This is a genomic window from Pseudomonas sp. ASL7 (genome assembly GCF_056680375.1).
Window position 1 is genome coordinate 3,185,591 of record NZ_CM155279.1, and the last position, 25,029, is coordinate 3,210,619.

Annotated in this window: 25 protein-coding genes and 2 pseudogenes; 8 read left to right on the top strand and 19 right to left on the bottom strand. The window is 58.4% G+C overall.

Translation table 11 applies throughout. The features are described from left to right. Positions 1-30 precede the first annotated feature (30 nt). Positions 31-1,551, bottom strand: coding sequence for a polyphosphate:AMP phosphotransferase (gene pap, locus AC1MDT_RS14600; RefSeq protein WP_480417836.1), 1,521 nt, complete (start codon positions 1,549-1,551; stop codon positions 31-33). Positions 1,552-1,803: 252 nt separating this feature from the next. Here pap and mnmC point away from each other — a divergent pair, with 252 nt between their 5' ends. After that, the gene (gene mnmC / locus AC1MDT_RS14605) at positions 1,804-3,786 is read left to right on the top strand and encodes a bifunctional tRNA (5-methylaminomethyl-2-thiouridine)(34)-methyltransferase MnmC2/FAD-dependent 5-carboxymethylaminomethyl-2-thiouridine(34) oxidoreductase MnmC1 (RefSeq protein ID WP_480417837.1); all 1,983 of its coding nucleotides are present in this window, start codon (positions 1,804-1,806) and stop codon (positions 3,784-3,786) included. A gap of 213 nt (positions 3,787-3,999) precedes the next feature. Then, positions 4,000-4,227, top strand: a complete 228-nt coding sequence (locus AC1MDT_RS14610) for a YheU family protein (protein WP_003199186.1) — start codon at positions 4,000-4,002, stop codon at positions 4,225-4,227. Between the two features lie 5 nt (positions 4,228-4,232). Here the strand turns inward: AC1MDT_RS14610 and csrA are convergent, their stop codons facing one another. The 3 genes from csrA to AC1MDT_RS14625 form a co-directional block, all read right to left on the bottom strand. Next, positions 4,233-4,418, bottom strand: coding sequence for a carbon storage regulator CsrA (csrA, locus tag AC1MDT_RS14615; protein WP_480417838.1), 186 nt, complete (start codon positions 4,416-4,418; stop codon positions 4,233-4,235). Between the two features lie 153 nt (positions 4,419-4,571). Then, a complete protein-coding gene (locus tag AC1MDT_RS14620; protein ID WP_480417839.1) occupies positions 4,572-4,904 on the bottom strand; it encodes a YnfA family protein in 333 nt (110 codons plus the stop codon). Positions 4,905-4,968: 64 nt separating this feature from the next. Further along, positions 4,969-5,784, bottom strand: coding sequence for an SDR family oxidoreductase (locus tag AC1MDT_RS14625; protein WP_480417840.1), 816 nt, complete (start codon positions 5,782-5,784; stop codon positions 4,969-4,971). A gap of 281 nt (positions 5,785-6,065) precedes the next feature. Between AC1MDT_RS14625 and AC1MDT_RS14630 the strand changes: the two genes are divergently transcribed. After that, positions 6,066-6,224: a DUF3309 family protein gene (locus tag AC1MDT_RS14630; protein ID WP_169858239.1), complete on the top strand. Its 159-nt coding sequence runs from the start codon at positions 6,066-6,068 to the stop codon at positions 6,222-6,224. 61 nt (positions 6,225-6,285) lie between these two features. Here the strand turns inward: AC1MDT_RS14630 and AC1MDT_RS14635 are convergent, their stop codons facing one another. The 10 genes and pseudogenes from AC1MDT_RS14635 to AC1MDT_RS14680 all read right to left on the bottom strand — a co-directional run bounded on the left by AC1MDT_RS14635 (position 6,286) and on the right by AC1MDT_RS14680 (position 15,797). After that, the gene (locus AC1MDT_RS14635; RefSeq protein WP_480417841.1) at positions 6,286-8,379 is read right to left on the bottom strand and encodes an LTA synthase family protein; all 2,094 of its coding nucleotides are present in this window, start codon (positions 8,377-8,379) and stop codon (positions 6,286-6,288) included. Between the two features lie 277 nt (positions 8,380-8,656). Continuing rightward, the gene (locus AC1MDT_RS14640; protein ID WP_480417843.1) at positions 8,657-9,262 is read right to left on the bottom strand and encodes an START domain-containing protein; all 606 of its coding nucleotides are present in this window, start codon (positions 9,260-9,262) and stop codon (positions 8,657-8,659) included. A gap of 41 nt (positions 9,263-9,303) precedes the next feature. Then, positions 9,304-9,558, bottom strand: a complete 255-nt coding sequence (locus AC1MDT_RS14645) for a YkgJ family cysteine cluster protein (RefSeq protein ID WP_414909457.1) — start codon at positions 9,556-9,558, stop codon at positions 9,304-9,306. A gap of 168 nt (positions 9,559-9,726) precedes the next feature. After that, positions 9,727-10,200: a translation initiation factor 2 gene (locus tag AC1MDT_RS14650; protein WP_480417845.1), complete on the bottom strand. Its 474-nt coding sequence runs from the start codon at positions 10,198-10,200 to the stop codon at positions 9,727-9,729. An 89-nt stretch (positions 10,201-10,289) separates the two neighbouring features. Continuing rightward, the gene (locus tag AC1MDT_RS14655) at positions 10,290-11,729 is read right to left on the bottom strand and encodes an aminotransferase-like domain-containing protein (protein ID WP_414909455.1); all 1,440 of its coding nucleotides are present in this window, start codon (positions 11,727-11,729) and stop codon (positions 10,290-10,292) included. Between the two features lie 212 nt (positions 11,730-11,941). Beyond that, positions 11,942-12,741: pseudogene (locus tag AC1MDT_RS14660) on the bottom strand (OmpA family protein). Beyond that, positions 12,738-13,094, bottom strand: coding sequence for a DUF4398 domain-containing protein (locus AC1MDT_RS14665; RefSeq protein WP_480417846.1), 357 nt, complete (start codon positions 13,092-13,094; stop codon positions 12,738-12,740). The pseudogene AC1MDT_RS14660 and the gene AC1MDT_RS14665 overlap by 4 nt, the downstream one beginning before the upstream one ends. A 9-nt stretch (positions 13,095-13,103) precedes the next feature. After that, a complete protein-coding gene (locus tag AC1MDT_RS14670; protein ID WP_480417847.1) occupies positions 13,104-13,928 on the bottom strand; it encodes a substrate-binding periplasmic protein in 825 nt (274 codons plus the stop codon). 189 nt (positions 13,929-14,117) lie between these two features. Beyond that, complete coding sequence (locus AC1MDT_RS14675; RefSeq protein ID WP_480417848.1) at positions 14,118-15,047, bottom strand: electron transfer flavoprotein subunit alpha/FixB family protein; 930 nt, start codon at positions 15,045-15,047, stop codon at positions 14,118-14,120. Continuing rightward, positions 15,048-15,797 (bottom strand): electron transfer flavoprotein subunit beta/FixA family protein, encoded by a 750-nt coding sequence (locus tag AC1MDT_RS14680; protein WP_007945693.1) that lies wholly within the window; start codon positions 15,795-15,797, stop codon positions 15,048-15,050. Between the two features lie 544 nt (positions 15,798-16,341). On the opposite strand from AC1MDT_RS14680, the gene AC1MDT_RS14685 reads away from it, so the two are divergent. After that, entirely contained in the window at positions 16,342-18,006 is a 1,665-nt protein-coding gene (locus AC1MDT_RS14685) for an electron transfer flavoprotein-ubiquinone oxidoreductase (protein ID WP_480417849.1), read from the top strand. Positions 18,007-18,236: 230 nt separating this feature from the next. On the opposite strand, the gene AC1MDT_RS14690 is transcribed toward AC1MDT_RS14685, so the two are convergent. The 5 genes and pseudogenes from AC1MDT_RS14690 to AC1MDT_RS14710 all read right to left on the bottom strand — a co-directional run bounded on the left by AC1MDT_RS14690 (position 18,237) and on the right by AC1MDT_RS14710 (position 22,251). Further along, positions 18,237-19,040 carry an IclR family transcriptional regulator gene (locus AC1MDT_RS14690; RefSeq protein WP_480417850.1) on the bottom strand — a complete coding sequence of 268 codons (804 nt, stop codon included), beginning with the start codon at positions 19,038-19,040 and terminating at the stop codon, positions 18,237-18,239. Positions 19,041-19,100: 60 nt separating this feature from the next. Beyond that, a pseudogene (locus AC1MDT_RS14695) lies at positions 19,101-19,897 on the bottom strand (MFS transporter). A 44-nt stretch (positions 19,898-19,941) separates the two neighbouring features. Then, positions 19,942-20,562 (bottom strand): 2-dehydro-3-deoxy-6-phosphogalactonate aldolase, encoded by a 621-nt coding sequence (locus AC1MDT_RS14700; protein WP_480417851.1) that lies wholly within the window; start codon positions 20,560-20,562, stop codon positions 19,942-19,944. Positions 20,563-20,581: 19 nt separating this feature from the next. Next, positions 20,582-21,574: a 2-dehydro-3-deoxygalactonokinase gene (locus AC1MDT_RS14705; protein WP_480417852.1), complete on the bottom strand. Its 993-nt coding sequence runs from the start codon at positions 21,572-21,574 to the stop codon at positions 20,582-20,584. A 194-nt stretch (positions 21,575-21,768) separates the two neighbouring features. After that, on the bottom strand, positions 21,769-22,251 hold the full coding sequence (locus AC1MDT_RS14710; protein WP_480422794.1) for an N-acetyltransferase family protein: 483 nt from the start codon (positions 22,249-22,251) through the stop codon (positions 21,769-21,771). A 360-nt stretch (positions 22,252-22,611) separates the two neighbouring features. Here AC1MDT_RS14710 and AC1MDT_RS14715 point away from each other — a divergent pair, with 360 nt between their 5' ends. The 4 genes from AC1MDT_RS14715 (at position 22,612) to AC1MDT_RS14730 (ending at position 24,968) form a co-directional block, all read left to right on the top strand. Beyond that, complete coding sequence (locus AC1MDT_RS14715) at positions 22,612-23,817, top strand: MFS transporter (protein WP_480417853.1); 1,206 nt, start codon at positions 22,612-22,614, stop codon at positions 23,815-23,817. Positions 23,818-23,900: 83 nt separating this feature from the next. Further along, positions 23,901-24,239: a hypothetical protein gene (locus AC1MDT_RS14720; protein WP_480417854.1), complete on the top strand. Its 339-nt coding sequence runs from the start codon at positions 23,901-23,903 to the stop codon at positions 24,237-24,239. 53 nt (positions 24,240-24,292) lie between these two features. Then, positions 24,293-24,547, top strand: a complete 255-nt coding sequence (locus tag AC1MDT_RS14725; RefSeq protein WP_480417855.1) for a hypothetical protein — start codon at positions 24,293-24,295, stop codon at positions 24,545-24,547. Between the two features lie 40 nt (positions 24,548-24,587). After that, positions 24,588-24,968 carry a Rho termination factor N-terminal domain-containing protein gene (locus tag AC1MDT_RS14730; RefSeq protein WP_480417856.1) on the top strand — a complete coding sequence of 127 codons (381 nt, stop codon included), beginning with the start codon at positions 24,588-24,590 and terminating at the stop codon, positions 24,966-24,968. Positions 24,969-25,029 lie beyond the last annotated feature (61 nt).

Below are 25,029 nucleotides of genomic sequence, written 5' to 3' on the forward strand. Positions count from 1 at the left end.
CATTCACCCCGCGTATGCGTAACCATCGGCTTACCGCTTGCCTTTCAGCTTTTTCTCATGCTTGTCGGACTTTTTGAACGCCTCTTCCAGCGCACGGTTGATGGTGCGCAAGACCTTGACGCGCGCCCAATGCTTGTCATTGGCCTCCACCAGGGTCCAGGGCGAAATCTCGGTGCTGGTGCGATCGACCATGTCACCGACGGCGGCGCGGTAGTTGTCCCATTTTTCACGATTGCGCCAATCATCTTCGGTGATCTTGAAGCGCTTGAAGGGGATCTGTTCGCGCGCCTCGAACCGTTCCAGTTGAGTCTGCTTGTCGATGGCCAGCCAAAATTTGACCACGATCACGCCGGCATCGGCGATCTGCTCTTCGAAGTCGTTGATTTCACCATAGGCACGTAACCAGTCAGCCGGACTGCAAAAGCCCTCGATGCGCTCTACCAGTACCCGGCCATACCAGGACCGGTCGAACACGGTAAATTTGCCCCGTGCCGGAATTTGCCGCCAGAAACGCCAAAGGTACGGGTGCGCCCGCTCGTCCTCGGTGGGCGCAGCGATCGGCACGATGCTGTATTGACGCGGGTCCAGCGCGGCAGCCACCCGGCGGATCGCCCCCCCCTTACCGGCCGCGTCGTTGCCTTCGAACACCGCCACCAAGGCATGTCGACGCATGCGCTTGTCGCGCATCAGCCCCGAAAAACGCGCCTGCTCAGTGATCAGTTGTTCCTCGTAATCGTCCTTGTCCAGATGCAAGGTCAGATCGAGGCTGTCCAGTAAGTTCATCTTATCGACGCTGCTGAGCAATGGCGCCGCGCTGACTTTGTCGGGGTGAATCCTGGGACGACTCAGGGCAGCTTGCAGGCCTTCAAGCAAAATCTTGCCCACCGCCAGGCTGCGATAACGCGGGTCCATTCCGGCGATCACATGCCATGGCGCATAGTCACGGCTGGTGCGGCGCAGAATGCGTTCGCCATATTTCACAAATTTGTCGTAGGTCTGGGACTGTTGCCAGTCCAGCGGACTGATGCGCCAGCTGTGCAGCGGGTCATCCGCCAAGGCTTTGAGGCGGGCCTTCATCTGCTTCTTGGAGAGGTGGAACCAGAACTTGAAGATCAGCGCGCCTTCATCGCACAGCATCTTCTCCAGTCGCTCGGCGGCGTTAATGCCCTGGTCGAGCCGAGGGTCCTTGAACTCACCATTGACCCGGCCTTGCAGCATCTGGCTGTACCAATTGCCAAAGAAAATCCCCATGCGGCCCTTGGCGGGCAGCATCCGCCAGTAGCGCCACGCCGGTGGCCGCGCCAGCTCTTCGTCGGTCTGCTGATCAAAGGTGCGGACCTCAATCAAGCGCGGGTCCATCCACTCGTTGAGCAATTTGACCGTTTCGCCCTTGCCGGCGCCTTCAATGCCGTTGATCAAAATGATCACCGGAAAACGTTTTTGTTGCTGAAGCTCGAACTGTGCTTCCAGCAATGCTTCACGCAAGGCCGGCACTTCGGCGTCATAGGTTTCTTTGTCGATGGCGTGACCGATTTCAGCAGATTCGAACATGGACGACTCCCTTCCCAGATTGAGCAAGACTAGCGGATTGGGCCGACAGTCAGCAGAGAAAATTCCCTGTTGTGTGGACCTGTAGGAGCGAGCCTGCTCGCGATGGATGTTAACGATAACGGGTATTTTCTGAATAACCGCGCCGCTCTTGAGTCCATCGCGAGCGAGCTCGCTCCTACAGGGGCAAGCCACGGATCAAGCGCCTCGCCAGCAATCGGCTAGAATGGCCGCCTTGCCGTTACCGAGCCTGCCATGAAACCTGTATTGCCCCACGCCCAGCTCGACTGGGACGACGAAGGACTCCCGCGCTCGCGGGTGTTCGACGATGTCTATTTTTCGGACAAGTCGGGCCTTGATGAAACCCGTTATGTATTCCTCGAACAGAACGCCTTGCGTGAACGCTTCGCCGCGTTACCGGCGGGCGGTCGATTGGTGATTGGCGAGACCGGCTTCGGCACCGGGTTAAATTTTCTGTGCGCCTGGCAACTATTCGAACAGCACGCGGTGGCCGGTGCGCGGTTGCATTTTGTCAGCGTCGAAAAATATCCGCTGAGTCTGCCCGACCTGCAACGAGCCCTGGCCTTGTGGCCTGAACTCACCCTGTTTGCCGATCAGCTTTTAGCCCAATACGTGGCGATCCATCAAGGTTTCCAGCGCCTGGTGCTGGATAACGGCCGAGTCACCCTGACCCTGCTCATCGGCGATGCGCTGGAACAGTTGCCGCAACTGGACGCGCAAATCGATGCCTGGTTTCTCGACGGTTTTGCCCCGGCGAAAAATCCCGACATGTGGACTGCCGAGCTGTTTGCCGAACTGGCCCGCCTGGCCGCGCCCGACGCAACCATCAGCACCTTCACCAGCACCGGTTGGGTGCGGCGCCTGCTGAACGCGGCGGGTTTCAAGATGAAGCGCACCCCTGGCATCGGCCACAAATGGGAAATCCTTCGGGGCGTGTTTCTCGGTTGGCCGCAAGACGCCGCAGCGCCAGCCGTGGCCAAACCGTGGTTCGCGCGCCCGACGCCGCTGGCCGGCGAACGTCATGCGCTGGTGATCGGCGCGGGTCTGGCGGGATGCGCCAGCGCGGCGAGCCTGGCGGCACGGGGTTGGCACGTGAGCCTGCTGGAACGGCACGACGCTCTGGCGCAGGAAGCCTCGGGCAATCCTCAGGGTGTGTTGTACCTCAAGCTTTCGGCGCATGGCACCGCACTTTCGCAACTGATCGTCAGTGGATTCGGTTACACCCGACGCTTGCTCGAACACCTGCAGCGTGGCGTCGACTGGGACAATTGCGGTGTGCTGCAACTGGCGTTCAATGCCAAGGAAGCGCAGCGTCAGGCGCAATTGGCGGCCGCGTTCGCTCCAGATCTGCTGCACTTGCTCGATCAACCCCAGGCCCAGCTGCAGGCTGGTATCGCCCTGGAACACGCAGGACTGTTCTTCCCGGAAGGTGGCTGGGTTCACCCGCCAGCGTTATGCCATTGGCAGGCGTCCTCAACCAATATTCAGTGGCTACCTCATCGTGAAGTGCTGGACTTGCGCAAGGTCGATAACCAGTGGCAGGCCTGGGACGGTGACGTTCTGCTGGCCTGTGCCCCGGTGGTGATTCTGGCCGGTGCCGCCGAGATCAAGCGTTTCGCGCAAAGCGCCGAGCTGCCCCTCAAACGTATCCGTGGTCAAATCACCCGACTGGCGCAAACCCCGGAAAGCCAAAGCCTGGCCACCGTTGTCTGCGCCGAAGGCTATGTCGCTCCGGCTCGCCTGGGTGAACACACCCTTGGGGCCAGCTTCGATTTCAAGAGTGATGAGCTGATTCCTACCGTCGCCGAACACCTCGGCAACCTGGCCCTGCTGGAGGAAATCTCTCCCGACCTGGCCACTCGACTGCACGTTCAGAAGCTGGACCCGCAACAACTTGAAGGACGCGCCGCCTTCCGTTGCACCAGCCCGGATTATTTGCCAATCGTCGGCCCGCTGGCCGAACACGAGGCCTTCGCCAACGCGTACGTCGCGCTGAGCAAAGACGCCCGCCAAGTCCCCGACATTCCTTGCCCGTGGCTTGAGGGTTTCTACATCAACAGCGGGCATGGCTCTCGCGGCCTGATCACCGCTCCACTGTCGGGAGAGTTGCTGGCGGCTTGGCTGGATAACGAACCATTGCCGCTGCCACGAACGGTCGCCGAGGCGTGTCATCCCAACCGTTTTGCCTTGCGCCAACTGGTCCGAGGAAAAGTCTGACGCCCAACTTATAACTTATCGTGTGCAGCCTGTTCCATCGCCTTCGCGAGCAGGCTCGCTCCCACATTCGACCGCATTTCTCCTGCAGGAACTCGGTCAACGGTGGGAGCGAGCCTGCTCGCGAAGGCGCCAGATCAGGCGCCCATTTTTCCCCAGGCTAGCCGCAATCCTTCATTCGCCGTAGCATCGCGCCATTGTTTAGCCGAGGTACCTATGCTGATTCCGCACGACCAACTTGAAGTCGACACCCTGACCCGCCTGATCGAGGATTTCGTGACCCGTGACGGCACAGACAACGGTGATGACACGCCGCTGGAAACCCGTGTATTGCGCGTGCGCCAGGCATTGACCAAGGGCCAGGCGCTGATTGTCTTTGATCCGGAAAGCGAGCAATGCCAGTTGATGCTCAAGCATGATGTGCCCAAGCACCTGTTTGACTGAGATGTTCAGCGACCTTTGGCTTTTTCCCGTTTGATCTGGATGCGCTCATAGACTTCAGCCCGGTGCACATTGACGTTGGGTGGCGCTTCTACGCCGAAGCGCACACTCCCGCCGTTGACGGCCACAATGCGCACCGTAATGTTGTCACCGATGGAAATCAATTCGCCCACAACGCGGCTGAGTACAAGCATGGCATTCGTCCTTCTGGGTTACCGGACCTTGAAGATGCCCGGCGCACCGCGAGGCTTCAATGCGAAGCAGGCAATTCAGTCCCGCCCTACAGCGCCCAGCGAATCACCCTTTCGGAAACGTCTGACAAACCGGTTAAATGTAGGACAAGTCCGTCAGGAAGCGGAGAGGCGCGGACCGAAAAGGATGACGCTGGCCCCGATCACACACAGCGCCACGCCGATCCAGTCCGAGCCCAGCGGGCGAATCCGCTCGACCACCGCCAGCCAGCCAATTGACGCAATGATGTAGATGCCGCCGTAGGCGGCGTAGGCGCGACCGGCGTAAGTTGCTTCGACACGGGTCAGCAGCAACGCGAACAAGGTCAGGCTGAGCAGCGCCGGCACGACCCACCAGGCGCTTTTGCCTTGGCGCAACCACATCCAGAAAGCAAAGCAGCCGGCGATTTCAAACAGCGCGGCGAGGAAAAACCACAGGTAATTGAGCATGCAAACGTCTCGCGAGGATGGCCGGTTGCGGCCACCCTAACGACGGTGTTGCGTGCGGGCAAGTTCAGCCTGCGGTTTGTTTGGCCTTGGCGCGCATTTTGTCGGCCATGAGCGTCATTTCGTTGTAGAGCAGTTGCGGATTTTTCTGTTTGATCGCCCAGGCCATGCGGCCCTGTTCGTGGGGCAGAATCATGAATTCCCCGGCGCCGACGTGTTGGTAGATGTAGTCGGCAATGTCAGCGGCAGTAATCGGCGAACTCTCGAGCAGTTTGCCGACCTGGGCTTTCATGGCGGGCGTCGGGCCACGGAAGGAGTCCAGCAGGTTGGTCTGGAAGAACGACGGGCACACCACGTGTACGCCGATTTCCTGCTGCGCCAGTTCGATCAGCAGGCTTTCGGACAATGCCACCACGCCCGCCTTGGCGACGTTGTAGTTACTCATGGCCGGGCCTTGCATCAGGGCTGCCATGGAGGCGATGTTAATGATTTTGCCTTTACTTTTTTCCAGCAGTGGCAGGAAAGCCTTGCAGCCCTTGACCACGCCCATCAGGTTAATCGCGATCTGCCAGTCCCAGTCTTCCAGGGACAGTTCATTGAAGAAACCGCCCGAGGCAACGCCGGCATTGTTGACGATCACATCGATGCCGCCGAGCTTCTCTTCGCAGGCCTGGGCGAAGGCGGTCAGTTGACTGTAGTCGCGCACATCGCAACGCTGGATAAAACCATCGCCGCCGGCTTCGCGAACCCGCTTCAAGGTTTCCTGCAGGCCAGGCTCGCTGACATCCGACAACGCCAACTGCCAGCCTTCACGGGCCCAGCGCAACGCTATTTCGCGACCTAAGCCCGAGCCCGCGCCAGTGATCATCATGCGATTTTGCATAGCAAACAGCCTTGTTGTTCGGGGGAAGATGCGCCGAGTGTAGCGAAGGATATTGCCCGACCCACGCTCCATCAGATTGCTGAATGGCTCGAGCAAACCGTGGGAGCGAGAGTGTCAACCAGAACGAACAAAAAACGAAATAAGCCTTTCTTCAAAAAAACATTAAAAAACTTGGAATTTTCTTTCGTTCGCACCAGTCGGATTTTGTAAGCAGCTCGAATTAATTGCATTCCAGCTGATAGTTAAAGGCTAGGTCATTCCAGAACACTTCCAACAAGGAAATAGACATGGGCACAATTCTTATCGTTATCCTGATCCTGTTGCTGGTCGGTGGTTTGCCAGTGTTCCCGCATTCCAGAAGTTGGGGTTATGGCCCGTCGGGTATCATCGGTGTGGTGTTGGTGGTGCTGTTGATCCTGCTGTTGCTTGGCAAGATATAAAGAATTAGCAGGTAAAAAAAAGAGGCCCTTTTGATGGGCCTCTTTTTTTATTGCGCCAACCTTAGTCCGGTTTGCCGTCAACTACACCGGCGGTGTTGTCGAGCAGGCTTTTGGTCGCTGTTTGCAAGAACGACTCAAGTTTCTGCTTGAGGACTGCTTCGTCGCCCGATGCCGGAATAACCTCACCTTTCGGATTGGCCCCCAGCTCGTACTGATACAGCTTGGGCGGCATATCTTTGGGCAGTACCAACACTCGGTTCGCGGTCAGCAATGCGACTGTCTGATCATTACCCGAAGGTTTGATTACGCCGAAACCCTTGTCGCCTTCCGGAAGATTCAGCAGATCACGACCCCAGCATTGATGCACCACGTCGCCACCTACGCGCCCCATGATGGTCGGCACGATGTCGATCTGCGTGCCTACCGTGTGGTCACGTTGACCGAATTTTTCCTGGATGCCCGGCGCGATCATCAGCATCGGTACGTTGAAGCGGCCCAGGTCCATTTCGGTGATTTGCTGTTCGTCACCAAAACCGTGGTCGCCAACGATCACGAACAAGGTTTCGTTGAAGTACGGCTCTTTACGCGCCTTCTCGAAGAACTGACCCAGCGCCCAGTCGGAGTATCGCATGGCGGTCAAATGTTCGTTGAGGGTGCCACGGTCAGTCACAGGCTCCACCGGTAATGGCGTAGGCATCGCGTATGGCGTGTGGTTGGAGAGGGTTTGCAGCAAGGCATAGAACGGTTTTTTGTCCTTGCCATCGCGTGCTTTCAATTCTTCCAGACCACGGTTGAACATGTCCTGGTCGGACACGCCCCACGTGGGATCGGAAAACACCGGGTTAACGTAGTCGTTACGACCAATGAAGTTGGTCATGCCCTGGTTGCTGAAGAAACCCGACTGGTTGTCCCACGCAAAATCGCCGTTGTAGACGTACACGTTGTCGTAGTCACGAGCGCTGAGCAGTTGCGGCAGGCCAGACAATTTATGGCTGCCTTCCGGGGTCTGCATCAGGTACTCGAAACCTGGCAGGTTAGGGAAGCAGGCCATTGTGGCGAACATGCCTTGGTGGGTATGGGTTCCGTTGGAGAAGAAACGGTCGAACAACAGGCCTTCTTTCGACAATTTGTCGAAGTATGGCGTGACGTTGCCCGGACGCCCCAGAGCGCCCACCGAGTGACCGGCGAAGCTTTCCATCAGGATCACGACGACATTCTTGATCGGCAGGGTCTTGTTGGCGTCAGGTGTGTAGTTACGGCGTACCGCAGCGATGTCGGCATCGACCAGCTTGTCGCCCGGGATCAGTAACATGTCACGCACGGTCTGCTCGGCCAACGGCTGATCCAACGTCGCTTTCCAGATGTTGCTGCGTTCGTCCGACATCCGGCTCTCGGCCGCGGCAATCAGTTGCAAGGTGCCATTGAGGCCCAACTGGTTGGCGAAGTTGGAGTCAGTGGTATAGACGTCACCCCAACGCAGCGGCGGGCCTTGACGCAGAGTGCCACGAGCGGCAACCACGCAGATCACCAGGCACACCATGAACACGGCAACGCGCGCATACCACGGAGCGACCTGGCGCGTGCCGATGCTGCCGCCGCTGAATGGACCGCGAGGACGGGTGGCGCGGTCGGCGCCCTTGAACCCCAGCGTCAGAATAAAAGTGCCCACGGCCCAGGCCAGCAGGTAGCGAACCACCGGGAAACCGTACCAAAGCATGCTCATCACGGTTTTCGGGTCTTCCTTTACATACTGGAAGACCAGGCCGTTGAGGCGCTGGTGGAATTCACGGTAAAAATCCATCTCCATCAAGCCGAGGAACAGCGCAATGCTGGAGGTAACGGTCAGCCAGAAACGAAAGAAACCACGAGCCGCCATGGCCCGAGCGCTGAACAGCGCCAGCACCAGCGGAATGCTGAGATAGACCACAAGGCGCACGTCGAAACGCAGACCGTTGGCAAATGCCTCGAGAAAGGTCGAGGCGGGTGTATCGAGGATCATCGACCGGTTGTAGACCAGCAGCGCGACGCGCAGCAGGCTGAACATGACCATCATGACCAAGGCACACAGAAGCGTGTAGGCCAGGTGTGATTTGACGGTCGGTTGCAGCAGGCGGCTTGAAGCTCGATGCTGATTCAGGGCGTCCGGAATTGCCATGTCGTTTTTAGGACCCATTGGAAGTTGAAGTTTCAAAAATAAAGCTGCGCCCTGCCCTCTTTTGGCCATGACTCGGCCCCGTGGCTTGCGCGGTGAGTAAATGTTGCACGATCAACCGCAGCATTGCCATTGATTACTGCCGGGCATTGCTGACGCGGGCGGATTGTCTTGGAGGCTTTGTGAAAATTTCGTGCAACGTATAATTAGAAACAAATTAAAGCGCGGAAAGCAAAACGCCCCGAACAAGTCGGGGCATTTTATCAAAAGAACGACACGCTTACTTCTCGGCGCGCTCTCTCAGGGCTTTCAGGGTATTGAACGGCGCATCGACCACGAACTTGTTGGCCACCATCGACGGTATGCTGCCGCCCGGCTCGGTATGCACCTGATAGGTCACTTCAATCTGGTCGCCCTTGGGTACGAATTTCCAGAAGCCGTCGACCTTGGCGACCCGGACGAAACCTTTCTCTTCGGGAACGTACTTCGGTACGCCTTCGAGTTTGCGGGTCAGGCTGCCATCGGCGCTTTCGACGGTGGTGACATGCAGCACCGAATCACGCGGGGTGACCGGCCATGGGGTGTTGAACTGAGTGTACGTCCAGCTCTGATCGCCCTCATGCTTGAGCAGCTTCTGGGTCTTGCATTCGTGAATCCAGGCGCAGGCCCCCGGAACGTCTTCCTGCAACGCACGCAGTTTGGCCATGGTGGTTTTCATGACGGTGACGCCCCGGTAGGCCTTGTAGTCGGAGCCGGCGACTTCACTCAACGAAACCTTGATGCCGTCTTCGTCCTTGGCGGTTTTCCAGTCTTCAGCCTGAGCGACCGAAGTAGCCAGCACAACCGTCAAACCACATAGCACAGCCATACGATGCAGCGAACCCATAGTCTTATTCCTTGTTATTGAAGTTCCGTTCGTTGAACACATCACGCCGCCGTCATTTGCTCCCACCAACCAAGCAGCTTGATGGCTTCCTCACTGCTGCCTCCACACACCTCGACATCGGCTTCAAACGCCGAGCAAACCGCCGGGCGTTCCGGTTTTCCGAAAATACTGCACAGATTATCGACAGACAGTTGCAGGCAACGTTCTCCGGCCGCTTTGCCATTGGGCATTCCGGGAATCGGCGAACTGATGGAAGGGGCAATGCAACAGGCGCCACAGCCTTCACGGCATTTCATGACGACGAGCTCCTCGCGATGGGCGATGTGTTAAAGGACGTGGCACAGAGTAACCTTTAAAACAGTTGTTTAAAATTACCTGATACCGGGTTTTTTTGCTGAAACGGAGGTGACTGACCAGTCTCCGACAAAGTGTCTGGTTGGCGGGTCGTGGATGGACGGAAGGAATCAGTGCTTGAACTCAAATTCCAACGCGGCACCTTCGACCTCATGGCGCTCTACATTGCGCAGTTGCAACTGCATTTCGTTGCTGATCAGCCTTCCGTTGAGCTGATACGGCGAACTGCCGGCCTTGTCACCGAACATTTGCGGTAACACTGCATCGTGTCTGGGCAAAGGTACCGTACCGATCGGTTTCAACTCCTGGGCCATGTCCTTGGGCAGGCTCAAATCCAGATTGGGCGAAGGAAGTTGGGTTTTCACCACGTCGCTGGCCGGCATCGATTTGGAGGCAATCGGCGGGCGTTTCTTGACGGCTGCCGGTTTCTTTTTGACCGGCGCGGATTTTTTGGCGGGAGATGTTTTTTTCGGGGTGGAGCTTGCTGGCGGTTGTTCCTGAACGGAAGCCGCCATTACACCTTCGGCCTGGCAGGTTATCAACAGGCAGATCGACAGCCAGAGGGCAGGAAAAATCGGTTTCATGGACTCAACAGCGTTAACGGCAGAGGGCCATATGCTCGCTTGTTGCACGTCACAAGACAAGCGCGGACAGGAATAACCTGTCCGTTCTATCAAATGCCGCCGGCCGTCTCCTGGCAGAGCTGAGTGGCCAGCAGGCCAAGGGTCATCAAGGCTCGCTCGGCTTCACGGTTCCAGGGTATACCGCAGTTGAGCCGAATACAGTGATTGAACTGCTCGGTGTTACTGAAAATCAGCCCCGGGGCGATACTGATGCCTTGCTGCAAGGCCCGAACGTGCAGCTCCTGGGTGTTGACCCGCCCTGGCAGACTGACCCACAGAATAAAACCGCCGGTCGGTCGGGTCATCTGTGTTCCTTCCGGAAAATACTGCTGCACCGCCAGCTGAAAGGCGCTGAGATTCTTGCGGTATTCCTGCCGAATGTAGCGCAAGTGACGGTCGTAGCCGCCGTTCTCCAGATAAGCCGCGATGCCCATCTGCGTAACGCTGCAGGCGGAATGCGTACTGAAGGTTTGCAAGCGCTGGATCTCCTGCTGGTACTTGCCGGCAATCATCCAGCCGATCCGCACACCTGGCGACAGGGTTTTGGAGAAGCTCGAGCAATAGATCACCCTGTCCAGCCGATCGTAGGCCTTTAGCGATTTGGTGCGACCTTGTTCAAACATCAACTCGCCGTAGATATCGTCTTCGACAATCTGGATATCGAAATCCGAGGCCAGCCGCAGCAGTTGCTTCTGCCGTTCTTCGGGCATGGTGCCGCCCAAAGGATTGCTCAGACGAGTGGTCAGCACCAGCGCCTTGATCGACCACTGGTTAGCCGCCAACTGCAGAGCTTCAAGGCTCATGCCAGTGGCCGGATCGCTGGGAATCTCGATGACTTTGAGGCCCAATAAGTCTGCCAGTTGCAGCAGACCGTAATAGGTCGGCGATTCAGCGGCAATCAGGTCACCTGGCCGCGTCAGCACGCGCAACGACATCTGCAATGCATCGACACAGCCGTGGGTGATCACCACTTCCGACGGATCGACCACCACACCGGCATCGCGCATGCGAATCGCCACTTGTCGGCGCAACGGTTCAAAACCCGGGCTGAACATATAGCTGAACGCCCGAGGACTATGGAAACGGGTGACTTTAGCCAGTTGCTGATGCAGCGCCCGCACGGGCAGGTAATCGACGCTCGGCACTGCTGCGCCCAACGGGAACACGCCTTCGCGGCGGGACTCGACCAATACTTGCTGAATGATGCTGCTGCGAGTGACCAGACCCGGGCGCTCGACCCGGGCGATATCCGGCGTCGGCGCCGTCAGCGCTGGCGTCTGGTGCACGTAGTAACCCGACTGCGGGCGGGCACGGATCAGCCCCTGATCCTCGAGATTGGCGTAAGCCTGCAACACCGTGGCATGGCTGACATTGAGCTGCGAGCTCATCTTGCGCACCGAAGGCACGCGCTCCCCCGGTTGATAGACACCACGGCGGATGTCTTCGGCCAGTTGTTGAGCAATACGTTGGTAGAGCAAAAGATTGGTCATGACGCAGCACTCGATTTCACGGGCATTTTATTTTTGTATGAAACAATACCGGAACAGTTTAGAAGTGTACGGGGACAGTTGCCACAATAGTCGACCATACAGTGCGGTGTCAGCAAAATCTGTACTGTTTTTATGGATAGGGTGCGAGGTAATCGGCAGGCAAAAAAAACCCGGCGCTGACTGGCAGGCCGGGTTTTCCAGTAACGCAACCCTTAGCGGGCGGCGCCGAGCTGGCCTTTTTTGTCGGAGAACACAATTTCCACACGACGGTTCTGTGCACGACCCCGCTCGGAGGCATTTACGTCCACCGGATATTCGTCCCCGTAGCCTTCGACCTGAATGCGTTTTTCGTCGATGCCAAGGTCTATTAGTACATCCGCCACCGATTGCGCTCGGTCACGCGACAGCTTGAGATTGTCCTGTTTGCCGCCGGTGCTGTCGGTATAACCTTCGATACGCACCACACGTTTGGGGTTGAGCTGCAGGAACTGGACGATTTTCAATACCACTCGGTTGGCGGAGTTTTTCAATTCTGCTTCGCCGGTGTCGAACAGCACATCGCCCAGTGTCATCACCAAACCACGGTCGGTCTGAGTGGTGGCCAGCGCAACGATCTGTTCTTCAAGTAACTTGCCTTGCTGCTGCACGCTCAGCAGTTTGGATTCTCGCAGGGCCAGTTGCAGGCGCTGACGCTCTAGGTCGAGTTTGGCCGCACGCTCTTCGTTGAGCACCTGATTGGTGTGCTCCCGAGCGATTTCGCTGTAGCGTTGGCTCAGATAAGCGTAATGCAGCACGTCGGGCAACTGGACAGCCGATCCGCGCGGGCCAGGGATTCACCGGCGCGAATCACGTCCTTGGGTGCAATACGCAGCACATTGGCGTCTTCCTTGACCTTCTGGAAATCGGCACCGGCCTGCTGCAGCGCGGCCTCACTGTGCTGGCCGGCGCAACCGTAAAGACTGGCGAAACCGGCCAGGATCAAACCGCCGAGCACTTTGGATTTGAGGCTCATTGGGCATCTCCCAATTGCTTGCGCAGGCGAGTGATGCGGGTATTGAGCACGTTCAGCTGCTCCTCACTTTTGAGGGTCAGGACCTGGGCTTCGGCCAGACGCGCATCCAGTTCGGCCTGTTCGGCCCGCATGCGTGCGTGTTTGTAGGACTGATCGGCCATGTTGCCCTGGGCACGGGCGAATTTTTCTTCTGCCAGCTTCATCTCCGGCACGTCGTCGGCGTTGGCGCCCACGGCCTTGGCTTGTTCAAGTGCCTGTTCGGTCAATCGCATTTGTTCATTCGGCGCCGGATCGGCTGCACAACCCGCCAGAGCCAGAACGGCCAGGGCAGCGAAAAGAGGTCGAATACTCACTAAGAATCCCTACTGTTTTGGGGTACTGACGGGTTGTTGCTGCTGCGATCTCCAACGCTCGATGTTGCGTTGCAGGACGGCTTCCGTCAGTCCGGACGCTGGCAATTCTGTCATCTTTTTGGCCAGCTGTCCGCGCAACCATGGTTCGTTGCAGGCGGAGTTATGGGAAACCGCGAGGAACAGACCGGGTTTGTCGACCGGCTGCGAACGAGCAACCAGGTCGTTGGCCATGCTCAGTGCCTGCGCGGCCGCCATGCCCGAGTAGCGTCCGGCCAGCACATATTCCACCTCGCCCAACAGCAACTTCTGAAAGGCCTGGGTCAGATTTGGAGTGCGCACGAGGGTCAATTGCTGTTCGGCGAAGGTGCCGAATGCCGGGGTCATTCGAGACTTTTGCGACAATGCGCCGGAATGACCGTGAAGGTCCTGTGCTTCGTTGTAAACCAATGCCGAGTCTTTACGAGTCCAGACAAGGTAATCATTTTCCAGCAACGGCGGATGAATGTAATCCAGGGTTTCCAGCTCGCTGACCGTCAGTGGTGCATCGGCAAGCATGTCCATGCGCCCGCTGCGCACTTCGTCGAGGGCCTGGGAACGGCTGCCGGCATAAAGCAGCTCAACCTTTATGCCCAACTGCCCCGCTACTTGCTGTAACAGATCGGCACTGGCGCCGATCAGGTGCTTGGGGTTTTGCGGGTCTTGCCACAGATACGGGGGCGCATCCGGGCTGCCGGTCACCACGAGGCGTTCGCATTTTCCTGCTGCGATGGACAGGGCTGGCAACACCGTCAGCCCCAGCAACAACAACCAGCCACACACGCGGTGCAGATCCATGGCGACACTCTCCCACTCAAAACCGGTTAGACCCTGTAGGAGCGAGCTCGCGATGGACTTTAACGATGACGCGCACTCTGGATAAATGTGGCGCACTGAAGATCATCGCGAGCGAGCTCGCGCCTACAAAAGAAGAACAAAAAAAAGCCCGACCAAAAGGTCGGGCTCTTTATAAGTCAGGCCGCTGGATTAGACCAGCTTCTCGAACTCAGGGATGGCTTCGAACAGGTCCGCTACCAAGCCGTAATCGGCCACCTGGAAGATCGGCGCTTCTTCGTCCTTGTTGATCGCTACGATCACTTTGGAGTCTTTCATGCCGGCCAGGTGCTGGATCGCGCCGGAGATACCGACGGCGATGTACAGCTGTGGCGCAACGATCTTGCCGGTCTGACCGACCTGCATGTCGTTGGGTACGAAACCGGCGTCGACGGCGGCGCGGGAAGCACCGACGGCAGCGCCCAGCTTGTCGGCCAGGGCGTACAGGTGTTTGAAGTTGTCGCCGTTCTGCATGCCGCGGCCGCCGGAAACGACGATCTTGGCAGCGGTCAACTCCGGACGATCGGACTTGGCCAGCTCTTCGCCGACAAAGCTCGAAGTACCTGCGTTGTGAGCAGCAGCAACAGCTTCAACGGCAGCCGAACCACCTTCAGCAGCCACCGGGTCGAAACCGGTCGCACGCACGGTGATCACTTTCACGGAAGCGTTCGATTGCACGGTAGCGATGGCGTTACCGGCATAAATCGGACGCTTGAAGGTGTCAGCGCTTTCCACCGAGATGATCTCGGAGATCTGGTCAACGTCCAGTGCAGCGGCCACGCGCGGCAGGATGTTTTTGCCGTTGGAAGTAGCGGCAGCCAGGATGTGGCTGTAGCCCTTGCCCAACTCTGCAACCAGCGGCGCGACGTTTTCTGGCAGTTGGTGAGCGTAGGCGGCGTTGTCAGCCACCAGCACTTTAGCCACGCCAGCGATTTTCGCAGCGGCTTCAGCCACGGCGCCAACGCCCTGGCCTGCAACCAGAACGTGGATGTCACCACCGATTTTGGCGGCAGCCGCAACAGTGTTCAGTGTGGCCGGGGCCACTACTTTGTTGTCGTGTTCAGCAATAACCAAGATAGTCATTTAGATTACCTTCGCTTCGTTTTTCAGTTTCTCGACCAGTTCAGCCACCGACTTGACCTTGATACCCGCGCTGCGTGCCGCAGGCGCTTCGACTTTGACGGTCTTGTTGGTAGAGGCGGTGGAAACGCCCAAAGCGTCCGGAGTCAGCACTTCGAGAGGCTTCTTCTTGGCTTTCATGATGTTTGGCAGGGACGCATAGCGCGGCTCGTTCAAACGCAGGTCGGTGGTGACGATGGCCGGCAGTTTCAGGGAAACTGTCTGCGCGCCGCCGTCGACTTCGCGAGTCACGGCAACGCTGTCGCCGCTGATTTCGACTTTCGAAGCGAACGTGCCCTGACCGTAGCCGCTCAATGCAGCGAGCATCTGGCCGGTCTGGTTGTTGTCGCTGTCGATGGCTTGTTTGCCAAGGATCACCAGCTGAGGCTGTTCCTTGTCGACAACCGCTTTCAACAGTTTGGCAACGGCCAGGGAAGTCAGGTCTTCGGCGGATTCGACGAGGATGGCGCGGTCAGCACCCAGAGCCAGCGCGGTGCGCAGTTGCTCTTGAGCGGTAGACGGGCCGACGGAGACGACGACGATTTCAGTCGCAACGCCTTTCTCTTTCAGGCGCACGGCTTCTTCCACTGCGATTTCGCAGAACGGGTTCATCGACATCTTGACGTTGGCGAGGTCGACGCCGGAATTGTCCGCCTTGACGCGAACCTTGACGTTGTAATCCACAACGCGTTTGACAGCTACAAGAACCTTCATGGATTCCTCGTTACTCTCCGGTGAAAAGAAAGTCGCCTAGGCGAACCTGGCGGATGATGCTCATCGGCGCAAGGGCACCTCTAAAAACGCTGGCACAGGATCCGGTGAACGTGCTCACGACAGTGATGACCGTTCGTCAGCGATGACTGACGGGGCATTCATTATCGCGGCGTGTAAACTGCGAGGCCAAAGATCGCAACGCATTACCGGGTACTGCCATCGCCCTGTCTTTAGAGGTGCTCTTGAAACCTATAGTCAGCCTACGGCGAGCGCAAAACCGACCGTATCTTGACCGGAACGCCTATTCCGGTCAATACGGCAAAATGGCCGTTCGTAAGCCGCGTGACTTTGATTTATCTGGCCTGGAGCCGATTCAAACAAACGTTTGTATTGGACGCTGAGAGTGGTGTAGATATAATGCGCCACCCAAAGAGAAAGGTGGTTCATCGATTGTCCTCCCCCCCGCTCGCGCAGGGGTTCATGGATGCGACATCAAACCTCCAATTAGAAAAAAAACTGTTGAGCCTTGAGTAGGAGATAACCTGTGGAACGCGAATACATGGAATTCGACGTCGTCATCGTCGGTGCCGGCCCCGCTGGTCTTTCCGCTGCCTGCCGATTGAAGCAGAAGGCCGCCGAAGCCGGTAAGGAAATCAGCGTCTGCGTGGTCGAAAAAGGCTCCGAAGTCGGTGCTCACATCCTGTCCGGTGCCGTGTTCGAACCACGCGCCCTGAACGAATTGTTCCCGGACTGGAAAGAACTCGGCGCGCCGTTGAACACGCCAGTCACCCGCGATGACATCTTCGTGCTCAAGAACGCCGACAGCGCGCAGAAAATCCCTGACCTCTTTGTGCCCAAGACCATGCACAACGAAGGCAACTACATCATCTCCCTGGGCAACCTGTGCCGCTGGCTGGCCCAGCAGGCCGAGAACCTGGGTGTAGAAATCTACCCTGGCTTCGCCGCACAGGAAGCGTTGTTCGACGAGAACGGCGTAGTTCGCGGGATCATCACCGGCGACCTGGGTGTGGACCGCGAAGGCCATCCGAAAGAAGGCCTGTACACCCCGGGCATGGAACTGCGTGGCAAATATACGCTGTTCGCCGAAGGTTGCCGCGGCCACATCGGCAAGCAGCTGATCAAGCGCTTCAACCTCGACAGCGAGGCTGACGCCCAGCACTACGGTATCGGCCTCAAAGAAATTTGGGAAGTCGACCCGGCCAAGCATCAACCAGGCCTGGTGGTACACACCGCCGGTTGGCCGCTGGACATCATGGGCACCGAGAACACCGGTGGCTCCTTCCTCTATCACCTGGAAAACAACCAGGTGGTAGTGGGTCTGATCGTCGACCTGTCCTACAGCAACACTTACCTGTCGCCGTTCGACGAGTTCCAGCGCCTCAAGCATCACCCGGTACTCAAGCAGTACCTGGAAGGTGGCAAGCGCATCAGCTACGGCGCCCGCGCCATCAGCAAGGGCGGCCTGAACTCGCTGCCGAAAATGGTCTTCAAGGGCGGCGCGCTGATCGGTTGCGACCTCGGCACCCTGAACTTCGCCAAGATCAAAGGCAGCCACACCGCGATGAAGTCCGGCATGCTCGCCGCTGAATCGGTGGCTGATGCACTGTTCGCCGACCTGGACAGCACGCAAGAGCTGACCACCTACGTCGACGCGTTCAAGAAGAGCTGGCTCTACGACGAACTGTTCGCCAGCCGCAACTTCGGCCCGGCGATCCACAAATTCGGCGCTATCGTCGGTGGCGGTTTCAACTGGCTCGACCAGAACATCTTCGGCGGCAAACTGCCGTTTACCTTGCACGATACCAAGCCGGATTACGCTTGCCTCAAGCTCGCGGCCGACTGCAAGAAGATCGATTACCCGAAACCGGACGGCAAGCTCAGCTTCGATAAACTGAGCTCGGTATTCATCTCGGGGACTAACCACGAAGAAGAACAACCGTGCCACCTGAAGCTGACCGACCCAAGCATCCCGATCAGCAAAAACCTGCCGATGTACGATGAGCCTGCCCAGCGCTACTGCCCGGCCGGCGTGTACGAAGTGGTGACCAAGGAAGACGGCGAGAAGCGCTTCCAGATCAACGCCCAGAACTGCGTTCACTGCAAGACCTGCGACATCAAGGACCCTGCGCAGAACATCACCTGGGTGACCCCGGAAGGTTCTGGCGGGCCGACTTACCCGAACATGTAAGTCGAACGCCTGAACATCAAGGCTCCCGAAATGGGGGCCTTTTTGTTGCCTGCTATTTATGCCGCACCGCCCCCTCCTGTAGGAGCGAGCTTGCTCGCGATGGTGTGTCATTCAACGTTGATGTCGACTGACACTCCATCGCGAGCAAGCTCGCTCCTACAGGGGATCAAGGGTGTGTCAGGCAGCGCATTCGGCGCCAGGGTTATGCTGAAGATCTAAACCTTCGCGGCTTATACCTTCAAGCCAAGTTCCGCCGAGAGCCGGGCTGTTACCCCTTTGATCAGGGGAATCAGCTCGGCCATTTTTTCCAGTGGCATATAAGGCACGGTGCTGGCGATGCTGATGCCGGCAACGATGCGCTTGCTGGCATCACGAATGGGCGCCGCCACACAGCGGATCGACGGTTCGTTATCTTCCAGATCGAAGGCGTAACCACCCGCCACGTACTCGAGCATGCGCTGCTGGAACTGCTCCCAGGACTGCTCCGGGTGCTGCGGCCAGAATAGATTTTTCCCACCCGCTGGCAGGCTGACTTCGTACAACCGCTGCCACTCCTGCGACGTGTCATCGAGCATCAATGCCTTGCCGATCCCGGTGCGCGCCAACGGCATGCGATGACCGACCCGCGAACGCATTTCCGGGCCATTGCGCCCCGGATTCTTGTGCAGGTACAGCACTTCGTCGCCTTCACGGATCGCCAGATGAATGGTATCGCCGGTCAATGCCGACAACTCATCCAGGTAGGGCCCGGCAAGGGTCACCAGCGGCAACTCTTCGCGCGCCTGGAAACCCAGTTCGATCAGCTTCGGCCCCAACAAATAACCGACTTGCGGCACTACACGCAGATAACGCTCGTCCACCAGGCAACTGGCCAGACGATGCGTGGTGCTGCGCGTCGTGCCAATCAGCCGGGCGATTTCCTTGAGATCGCGGGCGCCACTGGCCACGGCCTGAACCACACCCAAACCACGAAGCAGTGTCTGGGTACCGGTCGGCGCGGCGTCCTTGGCGTTTTTTGGGGCGTTTTCCTGCATATCCAGCCTTTACCGTTGAGCGAGTGAACGGGCGGCATTATGGTCGCCCGACCGCTGCGACTACAACTTGACACGCTCGACCTTCCCGACCAACAGCACGTAGGAAAGTGCACCCATCAACGCCAGTGCCGCGATGTAGGTGATGGCGGGTGCAAACGAATCACCGGTGGCCAGGAAACCGATAACGATCGGTGTGGTAATGGCCGACAGATTGCCGATGAAATTGAATACCCCGCCGGTCAATCCGAGCAACCGTTCCGGGGCCAGCGTTGAAACCAGCGACCAGGTAATCGAGGCCAGTCCGTTGCCGAAGAACGCCAACGCGAGGAACGCAATCACCAACGGTGTCGACTCGACGAAGTTGGCGCCGATGATCGAGGTGGAAATCAGCAAGCCGCCAATGATCGGCAACTTGCGGGCAAAACCCACCGTTTAACCGCGACGGATCAAGAGGTCTGAAAAGAACCCGGAACAGAGCACCCCGACGAAGGCCGCGAGAAATGGCAGCGAGGCCAGCAAACCGGACTTGATGAAGTCCATCCCGCGATATTTCACCAGGTAGGTCGGGAACCATGTCAGAAAAAACCATAGCGTCGAATTGAGGCAAAACTGGCCGAGGTAAATACCCCACAGCTTGCGTTTGCTCAGAACAATCCCGAGGTCGGTCCAGATGTCTTCGATGTTGCGTGGGTCTTTGCCGATCAGGTAGTCGGACAATTCTTCGACGGCAGCCGCCACGGTGTGGGCGCGCCTTCGACCACGGGCTCGCCCCAACCGGTCACGCCCTCGTCGGTTTCAATCTTGAGGAAGCACCAGCGTGGCGGAACGATGAAGGTGGTCAATTGGGTAATTTTCATCTTTGTCTCTCTTATTAGGGGCAGCGCGCTCGGCGCCAAAATTCTTAACGCAGAGCCTTCCATGCAGCGACATACGCCTTGGCGTTCACGGCCACGTCTTGCGCAGTCATGCCCGGTTTGAACAACCCGGAACCCAGGCCGAAACCTTTGACACCCGCATCGATAAACACCTGCATGTTGTCCGGCGTGATCCCGCCGACAGGCACCAGCACGGTTCCTGTCGGCAACACCGCGAGCCAGGCTTTCACAACGGCCGGCCCCATCTGCTCGGCGGGAAACAGCTTCAGCACATCCGCGCCTTCGGCCAACGCGGCGAACGCCTCGGTCGGCGTCGCAACACCAGGTGACAGGAACAACCCTGCTGCCTTCGCGGCGCGCAACACCTTGGCATCGCTATGCGGCATGACAATCACCTGCCCACCCGCCACTTTCACCTGCTCGACCTGTTCCGGCGTCAACACCGTGCCCGCGCCGATCAGGCAATCGGCGGGCAAGGTACTGCGCAGGATGCGGATACTTTCGTACGGCTCAGGGGAATTGAGCGGCACTTCGATGACGCGAAATCCGGCGGCGTAAAGGACGTCGCCAATGGCGGCCGCTTCTTGCGGGCGCAGGCCGCGCAGGATCGCGATCAGACCGTTTTGCGCCAGTGCTTGCTTGAGCATGTCAGACCTCCAGTCAGGGTTAACGGGATGGGGTTTGTGTGATCAGTCCGGCGGCGACAGCCAACTGCCATAACCCGTGTTCGGTGGCTTGTTCGGCGAGCGTCACCCGAGCAAAGCCGCAGGCATCGAGGGCCCGGCTGTAGCGGGCGCAGAGTTGGGAGTTACCGATGAGGATGATCGAAGGCAGATGAACGCTGTTGCGCCGATGCCTCAAAACACTGGCCAGCGCCGACAGCTCATGACCGATCAGTAGACCGGACAGATAATCCACTTGAGCCGTGGCACTCAGTTCGCCGGTCAGCCCCAAACTGCGGGCACTGAACAGCGTCGACAGCGGACCGATCTCGCCGTCCGCGGACAACGCCACCTGCACGCCACGATCAAACGCTGTGCCATCAAACGAAGCTCCGCGCTGTTGGGTACGCCCCAGAATGCTGTGTTCACTGAGCACGGCGAACACTTCGCCGGTCATGAACGTATCGAAATGCACGATGCAGCCATCGGCCACTTCCACCCATTTCGAATGACTGCCCGGCAGCCCGATCAACAGATCAGCGCTCGCCCCGTACGGCAGATTCTGCAGCACGCCCAGTACCTGGGTTTCTTCGCCACGCATCACATTCGGCAGACGCGAACGCTGAATCACACCCGGCACGATATGCACATCGACCCCGCGCAGACTGCGAACGGTTTGTAAGGACGTTCCGAGGTTAGCGACGTTCGCCGGCGTGTCTCGGTAAGGCGCTTCGCGCCAGCCCTGCGCGCTGCCGACCATGCCACAGGCAATCACCGGCAAATCCGGTTGTGCGTCGAGCCAGTCACCGCAGGCCTCATCGAACGCCAGTTCAAAACCGTCAGCGCATTCCCCACCGGCGATGATTCGCGGCGTACGCGGCAACTGCATGATCCCCGACGACAGCGAACGCTGTTCGAGTACCTGGCCACCCGCGGCCAGTTTGTAAGCACGTAATGAGGTTGTCCCCCAATCGAGCGCGATCAATTGCGCCAGCATCGCTTCACCTGTTTTGTTGATGGGCAGTGAGTGAGCTGGACTATAAACCCGGAAGACGACAAATCTCAATATATAAATACAACTCCCATATATTGGGATTAAGTCAAAAAAAGATCGCAGCCTTCGACAGCTCCTACAGGTTCGTGTGCGCGATCCCATGTAGGAGCTGCCGAAGGCTGCGATCTTTTAAGGGTTCAATTACCCGCAGCAAACTCCCTTAACACTGCTCCATCCATCCGATACCGAACCCATTCTTCCTGAGGCTGCGCGCCGAGGGATTTATAGAAATCGATCGCCGGCTTGTTCCAGTCCAGCACGCTCCACTCAAAGCGTCCGCAATCATTGGCGCAGGCGATTTTTGCCAGGTGGCGCAGCAAGGTTTTACCGGCGCCGCCGCCGCGCTGTTCGGGGGTAATGTAAAGGTCTTCGAGGTACAGGCAGTTACTGCCCAGCCAGGTGGAATAGCTGAAGAAGAACACCGCAAAACCGATCGGCAGGCCATCGCGCAGGCAGATCAGGCCGTGGGCAGTGGCGCCTTCGCTGAACAGGCTGCGCTCGATGTCGGCGACGCTGGCAATGACTTCGTGGCGGGCACGTTCGTAATCGGCCAGTTCAGTGATGAACGCGAGGATTTGCGGTGCATCGCTGGGGGTCGCCGGGCGGATCTGGATGGTCATGGACGTGCCTTCGTCAAAAGTTGAAAACGCCATACTAAGACGGCGCTCGTCACATGGGAAATTATGGAGCATGTGTAGCAGCTGGCGAAGCCTGCGTCCGGCTGCGTGTAGGAGCGAGCTTGCTCGCGAAGATGGAACATCCAACACATTTTCTGTGGCTGAACGACCATCGCGAGCAAGCTCGCTCCTACACGCAGCCGGACGCAGGCTTCGCCAGCTGCTACAAGATGCTGCCACAAATGTTTTGAGCGCATTACTCCGCCCACCACTAACCCTGAAATCGATAACCTCAGACCTAACATCGGCGCCTTGCATGATAGATAGATGACACTCACCGTTATCGGGTCAAGGAACTGCGTCATGTCTACCGCACCACCGCAAGTCTCCAGCAGGTTATTCGGCCTGTTCTGTCTCGCCAGTTATTTGCTGTCACTGTCCTATGGCTCGACGTTTTTGCTGTCGCTGTTGATCGGCTCGCACGGGGGCAACGAACACGATGCCGGCAGCGTGATTTCGGCCGCGATGCTCAGTACGTTTGCGGCGGTGATTATCTCCGGGCACTTGTCCGATTGGCTCGGCGCAGCGCGCTCGATTGCCGTGTTTGGCGTGCTGCTGGTGGCCGCCAGCCTGGGCTTTGCACTGACACCGGGATTCGGCCCTGTGCTGCTGTTTTTCGGACTGCTGCTCGGGCTGGGTTGGGGCGTGTTCTACACTCTGGGGCCGATCATTGTGGCGAGCCTGGTAACGCCCGCTCAACGCGCCAAATACTTCGCGCTACTGTCGGGCAGCATGATGACCGGGATCGGCAGCGGACCATTGCTCGGCCGCGCGGCCAGTGCCTTCGGCTATCCGGTGACGGCAGCGTTTTACCTCGCAGCGCTGGCGAGCCTGATCGGCGTTTTGCTGTTTTGGCGACTGGATGCGCAGCTAAAAAAAGCGCCCTCGCCCACCGCCGTAGTCGCACGAATTTCCTGGCGCGCAACCGCACAGGTGCTGTCCTCCAGAGCGGTACTTCCCATCATCATGGTCGGCCTCGGCGGGTGCGTATTCGGTGGCCTGTCTAGCTTTCAAACCAGTTACGCGGCGACTCGCTCGCTCGACTACTCATTATTCTTTTTCGGCTTCATGGGCGCAGCGATCAGCAGCCGGCTGTTGATCGCCGGGTTCGTGGTCAAGCGCGATCCGCTGCGTGCGTCCTGTCTGCTGTCAGGACTGATGATGGGGTCGATTGTGCTGTTCGGTTTCGTCGTCGACGGCGGCTTGAGCTACGTACTGGCGGCGATGATGCTCGGCGTCGGATACGGGCTGACCTATTCAGTGATCAACGGCCTCGCGGCCAATGAAGCACCGCACGGCACCACCTCGCAATCCTTGCTGCTGTTCAGCCTGTCCTACTTTATCGGCGTGTTTGGCTTTCCATTGCTGGCCGGAAAAATCATCGTCGAACGGGGAATGGCGACGTTACTGCTCACGGTACTGGTGGTCGCCCTGCTGAACTGGCTGATCACCGTGGGCCGGCTGATCTGGCGCCGGGTCGCCAGTACCAATGCGTTGCAGCAGGCCTAGACCGTTCGTCGTTCATCAGGTACCAATCCAGATCGGGGGCGGACCAATATCAGGTAGGGACTCTATTAAATGGAGACGACACCATGATCACGTCCAGGTTGACCGCCCTCGCTCTCGCCACCTTGCTGTCCTCTACCGCCTTCGCCACTACCATGGCCTCCGGCACGGGCCCGACCGACCCGGTCGAAAAACCGAAAGCGCCCGCCATCCAGAGCGCACCGGGCATGAACACTGACGGTGCGGGCATCGACACCAGCCTGCCGCCGTCGACCGGCACTGATCCTCGTCTCCAGGGCAACGACATGGGCCGTCAAGGCGGCATGGACGTGCCGGACACCCAGACGCCCGATAACGCAGGCCCCGCCATCGGCTCGAAAACCACCACCAATGGTTCGGGTTCCGAAGGCGGTATCAGCCAGTAATCCGCCGACGCGAGCTGTACGCCAAACCTGTCCACATCCATGAAGAGGTAACCATGAACGTCGATAAAAACCTTGAGAAAGAAGTCCTGACCCGCCTGCTGCACGCCCACCCGAGTGGCCTGGGCAAGGAGGTCCTGGACAATTACCGGGGGGAGAAAGTCGTGGCCAGCACCCTCGCCACGCTGCAGGATCGTGGGTTGATTCAGCATGGCCATGTGATCTGCAACAAGGACGGCGAGCACTCGCTGCATATGCCGATCAAACTCAGTGCTGCGGGTGTTGAGGCAGCACGCAAGCTGAACCTGTAGAACCTGAAAAGCAAAACATCCCGAATGTAGGAGAAATCCCATGCCTCGTGGAAGCAAAGACAAATACACCGCCGAGCAGAAGCGCAAAGCCGAGCACATCGAAGAAAGCTACGAGCACAAAGGTGTCTCGAAGGATGAAGCAGAAGCACGCGCCTGGGCGACCGTGAACAAACAGTCGGGGGGCGGAGAACGCAGGGGGGGTTCCGGGCGCAAGAAACCGGCGAGCGCCAAATCTGAAGATCGCAAGGAGTCATCGCGGCGTGCGGTGGCCAGCCGTGAAGGTCACTCCCGTAACAGCAAGGCTTCGCGCGATATGCAAACCGTGGACAGCTTGAGGAAAGAAGCACGGGCGAAGAACATTCCGGGGCGGTCGGGGATGCGTAAGCAGGCGTTGATCGAGGCGTTGCGCAAGGCGGGTTAGCGGCCTAAATGATGGTGAGTTTGAGGACCTCATCGCGAGCAAGCTCGCTCCCACATTGGAT

Bases quoted from the DNA above. Each gene is read 5' to 3' on its own strand.
- pap (WP_480417836.1), bottom strand. From the start codon at position 1,551: ATGTTCGAATCTGCTGAAATCGGTCACGCCATCGACAAAGAAACCTAT.
- mnmC (WP_480417837.1), top strand. From the start codon at position 1,804: ATGAAACCTGTATTGCCCCACGCCCAGCTCGACTGGGACGACGAAGGA.
- AC1MDT_RS14610 (WP_003199186.1), top strand. From the start codon at position 4,000: ATGCTGATTCCGCACGACCAACTTGAAGTCGACACCCTGACCCGCCTG.
- csrA (WP_480417838.1), bottom strand. From the start codon at position 4,418: ATGCTTGTACTCAGCCGCGTTGTGGGCGAATTGATTTCCATCGGTGAC.
- AC1MDT_RS14620 (WP_480417839.1), bottom strand. From the start codon at position 4,904: ATGCTCAATTACCTGTGGTTTTTCCTCGCCGCGCTGTTTGAAATCGCC.
- AC1MDT_RS14625 (WP_480417840.1), bottom strand. From the start codon at position 5,784: ATGCAAAATCGCATGATGATCACTGGCGCGGGCTCGGGCTTAGGTCGC.
- AC1MDT_RS14635 (WP_480417841.1), bottom strand. From the start codon at position 8,379: ATGGCAATTCCGGACGCCCTGAATCAGCATCGAGCTTCAAGCCGCCTG.
- AC1MDT_RS14640 (WP_480417843.1), bottom strand. From the start codon at position 9,262: ATGGGTTCGCTGCATCGTATGGCTGTGCTATGTGGTTTGACGGTTGTG.
- AC1MDT_RS14645 (WP_414909457.1), bottom strand. From the start codon at position 9,558: ATGAAATGCCGTGAAGGCTGTGGCGCCTGTTGCATTGCCCCTTCCATC.
- AC1MDT_RS14650 (WP_480417845.1), bottom strand. From the start codon at position 10,200: ATGAAACCGATTTTTCCTGCCCTCTGGCTGTCGATCTGCCTGTTGATA.
- AC1MDT_RS14655 (WP_414909455.1), bottom strand. From the start codon at position 11,729: ATGACCAATCTTTTGCTCTACCAACGTATTGCTCAACAACTGGCCGAA.
- AC1MDT_RS14670 (WP_480417847.1), bottom strand. From the start codon at position 13,928: ATGGATCTGCACCGCGTGTGTGGCTGGTTGTTGTTGCTGGGGCTGACG.
- AC1MDT_RS14675 (WP_480417848.1), bottom strand. From the start codon at position 15,047: ATGACTATCTTGGTTATTGCTGAACACGACAACAAAGTAGTGGCCCCG.
- AC1MDT_RS14680 (WP_007945693.1), bottom strand. From the start codon at position 15,797: ATGAAGGTTCTTGTAGCTGTCAAACGCGTTGTGGATTACAACGTCAAG.
- AC1MDT_RS14690 (WP_480417850.1), bottom strand. From the start codon at position 19,040: ATGCAGGAAAACGCCCCAAAAAACGCCAAGGACGCCGCGCCGACCGGT.
- AC1MDT_RS14700 (WP_480417851.1), bottom strand. From the start codon at position 20,562: ATGCTCAAGCAAGCACTGGCGCAAAACGGTCTGATCGCGATCCTGCGC.
- AC1MDT_RS14705 (WP_480417852.1), bottom strand. From the start codon at position 21,574: ATGCTGGCGCAATTGATCGCGCTCGATTGGGGGACAACCTCATTACGT.
- AC1MDT_RS14710 (WP_480422794.1), bottom strand. From the start codon at position 22,251: ATGACCATCCAGATCCGCCCGGCGACCCCCAGCGATGCACCGCAAATC.
- AC1MDT_RS14715 (WP_480417853.1), top strand. From the start codon at position 22,612: ATGTCTACCGCACCACCGCAAGTCTCCAGCAGGTTATTCGGCCTGTTC.
- AC1MDT_RS14720 (WP_480417854.1), top strand. From the start codon at position 23,901: ATGATCACGTCCAGGTTGACCGCCCTCGCTCTCGCCACCTTGCTGTCC.
- AC1MDT_RS14725 (WP_480417855.1), top strand. From the start codon at position 24,293: ATGAACGTCGATAAAAACCTTGAGAAAGAAGTCCTGACCCGCCTGCTG.
- AC1MDT_RS14730 (WP_480417856.1), top strand. From the start codon at position 24,588: ATGCCTCGTGGAAGCAAAGACAAATACACCGCCGAGCAGAAGCGCAAA.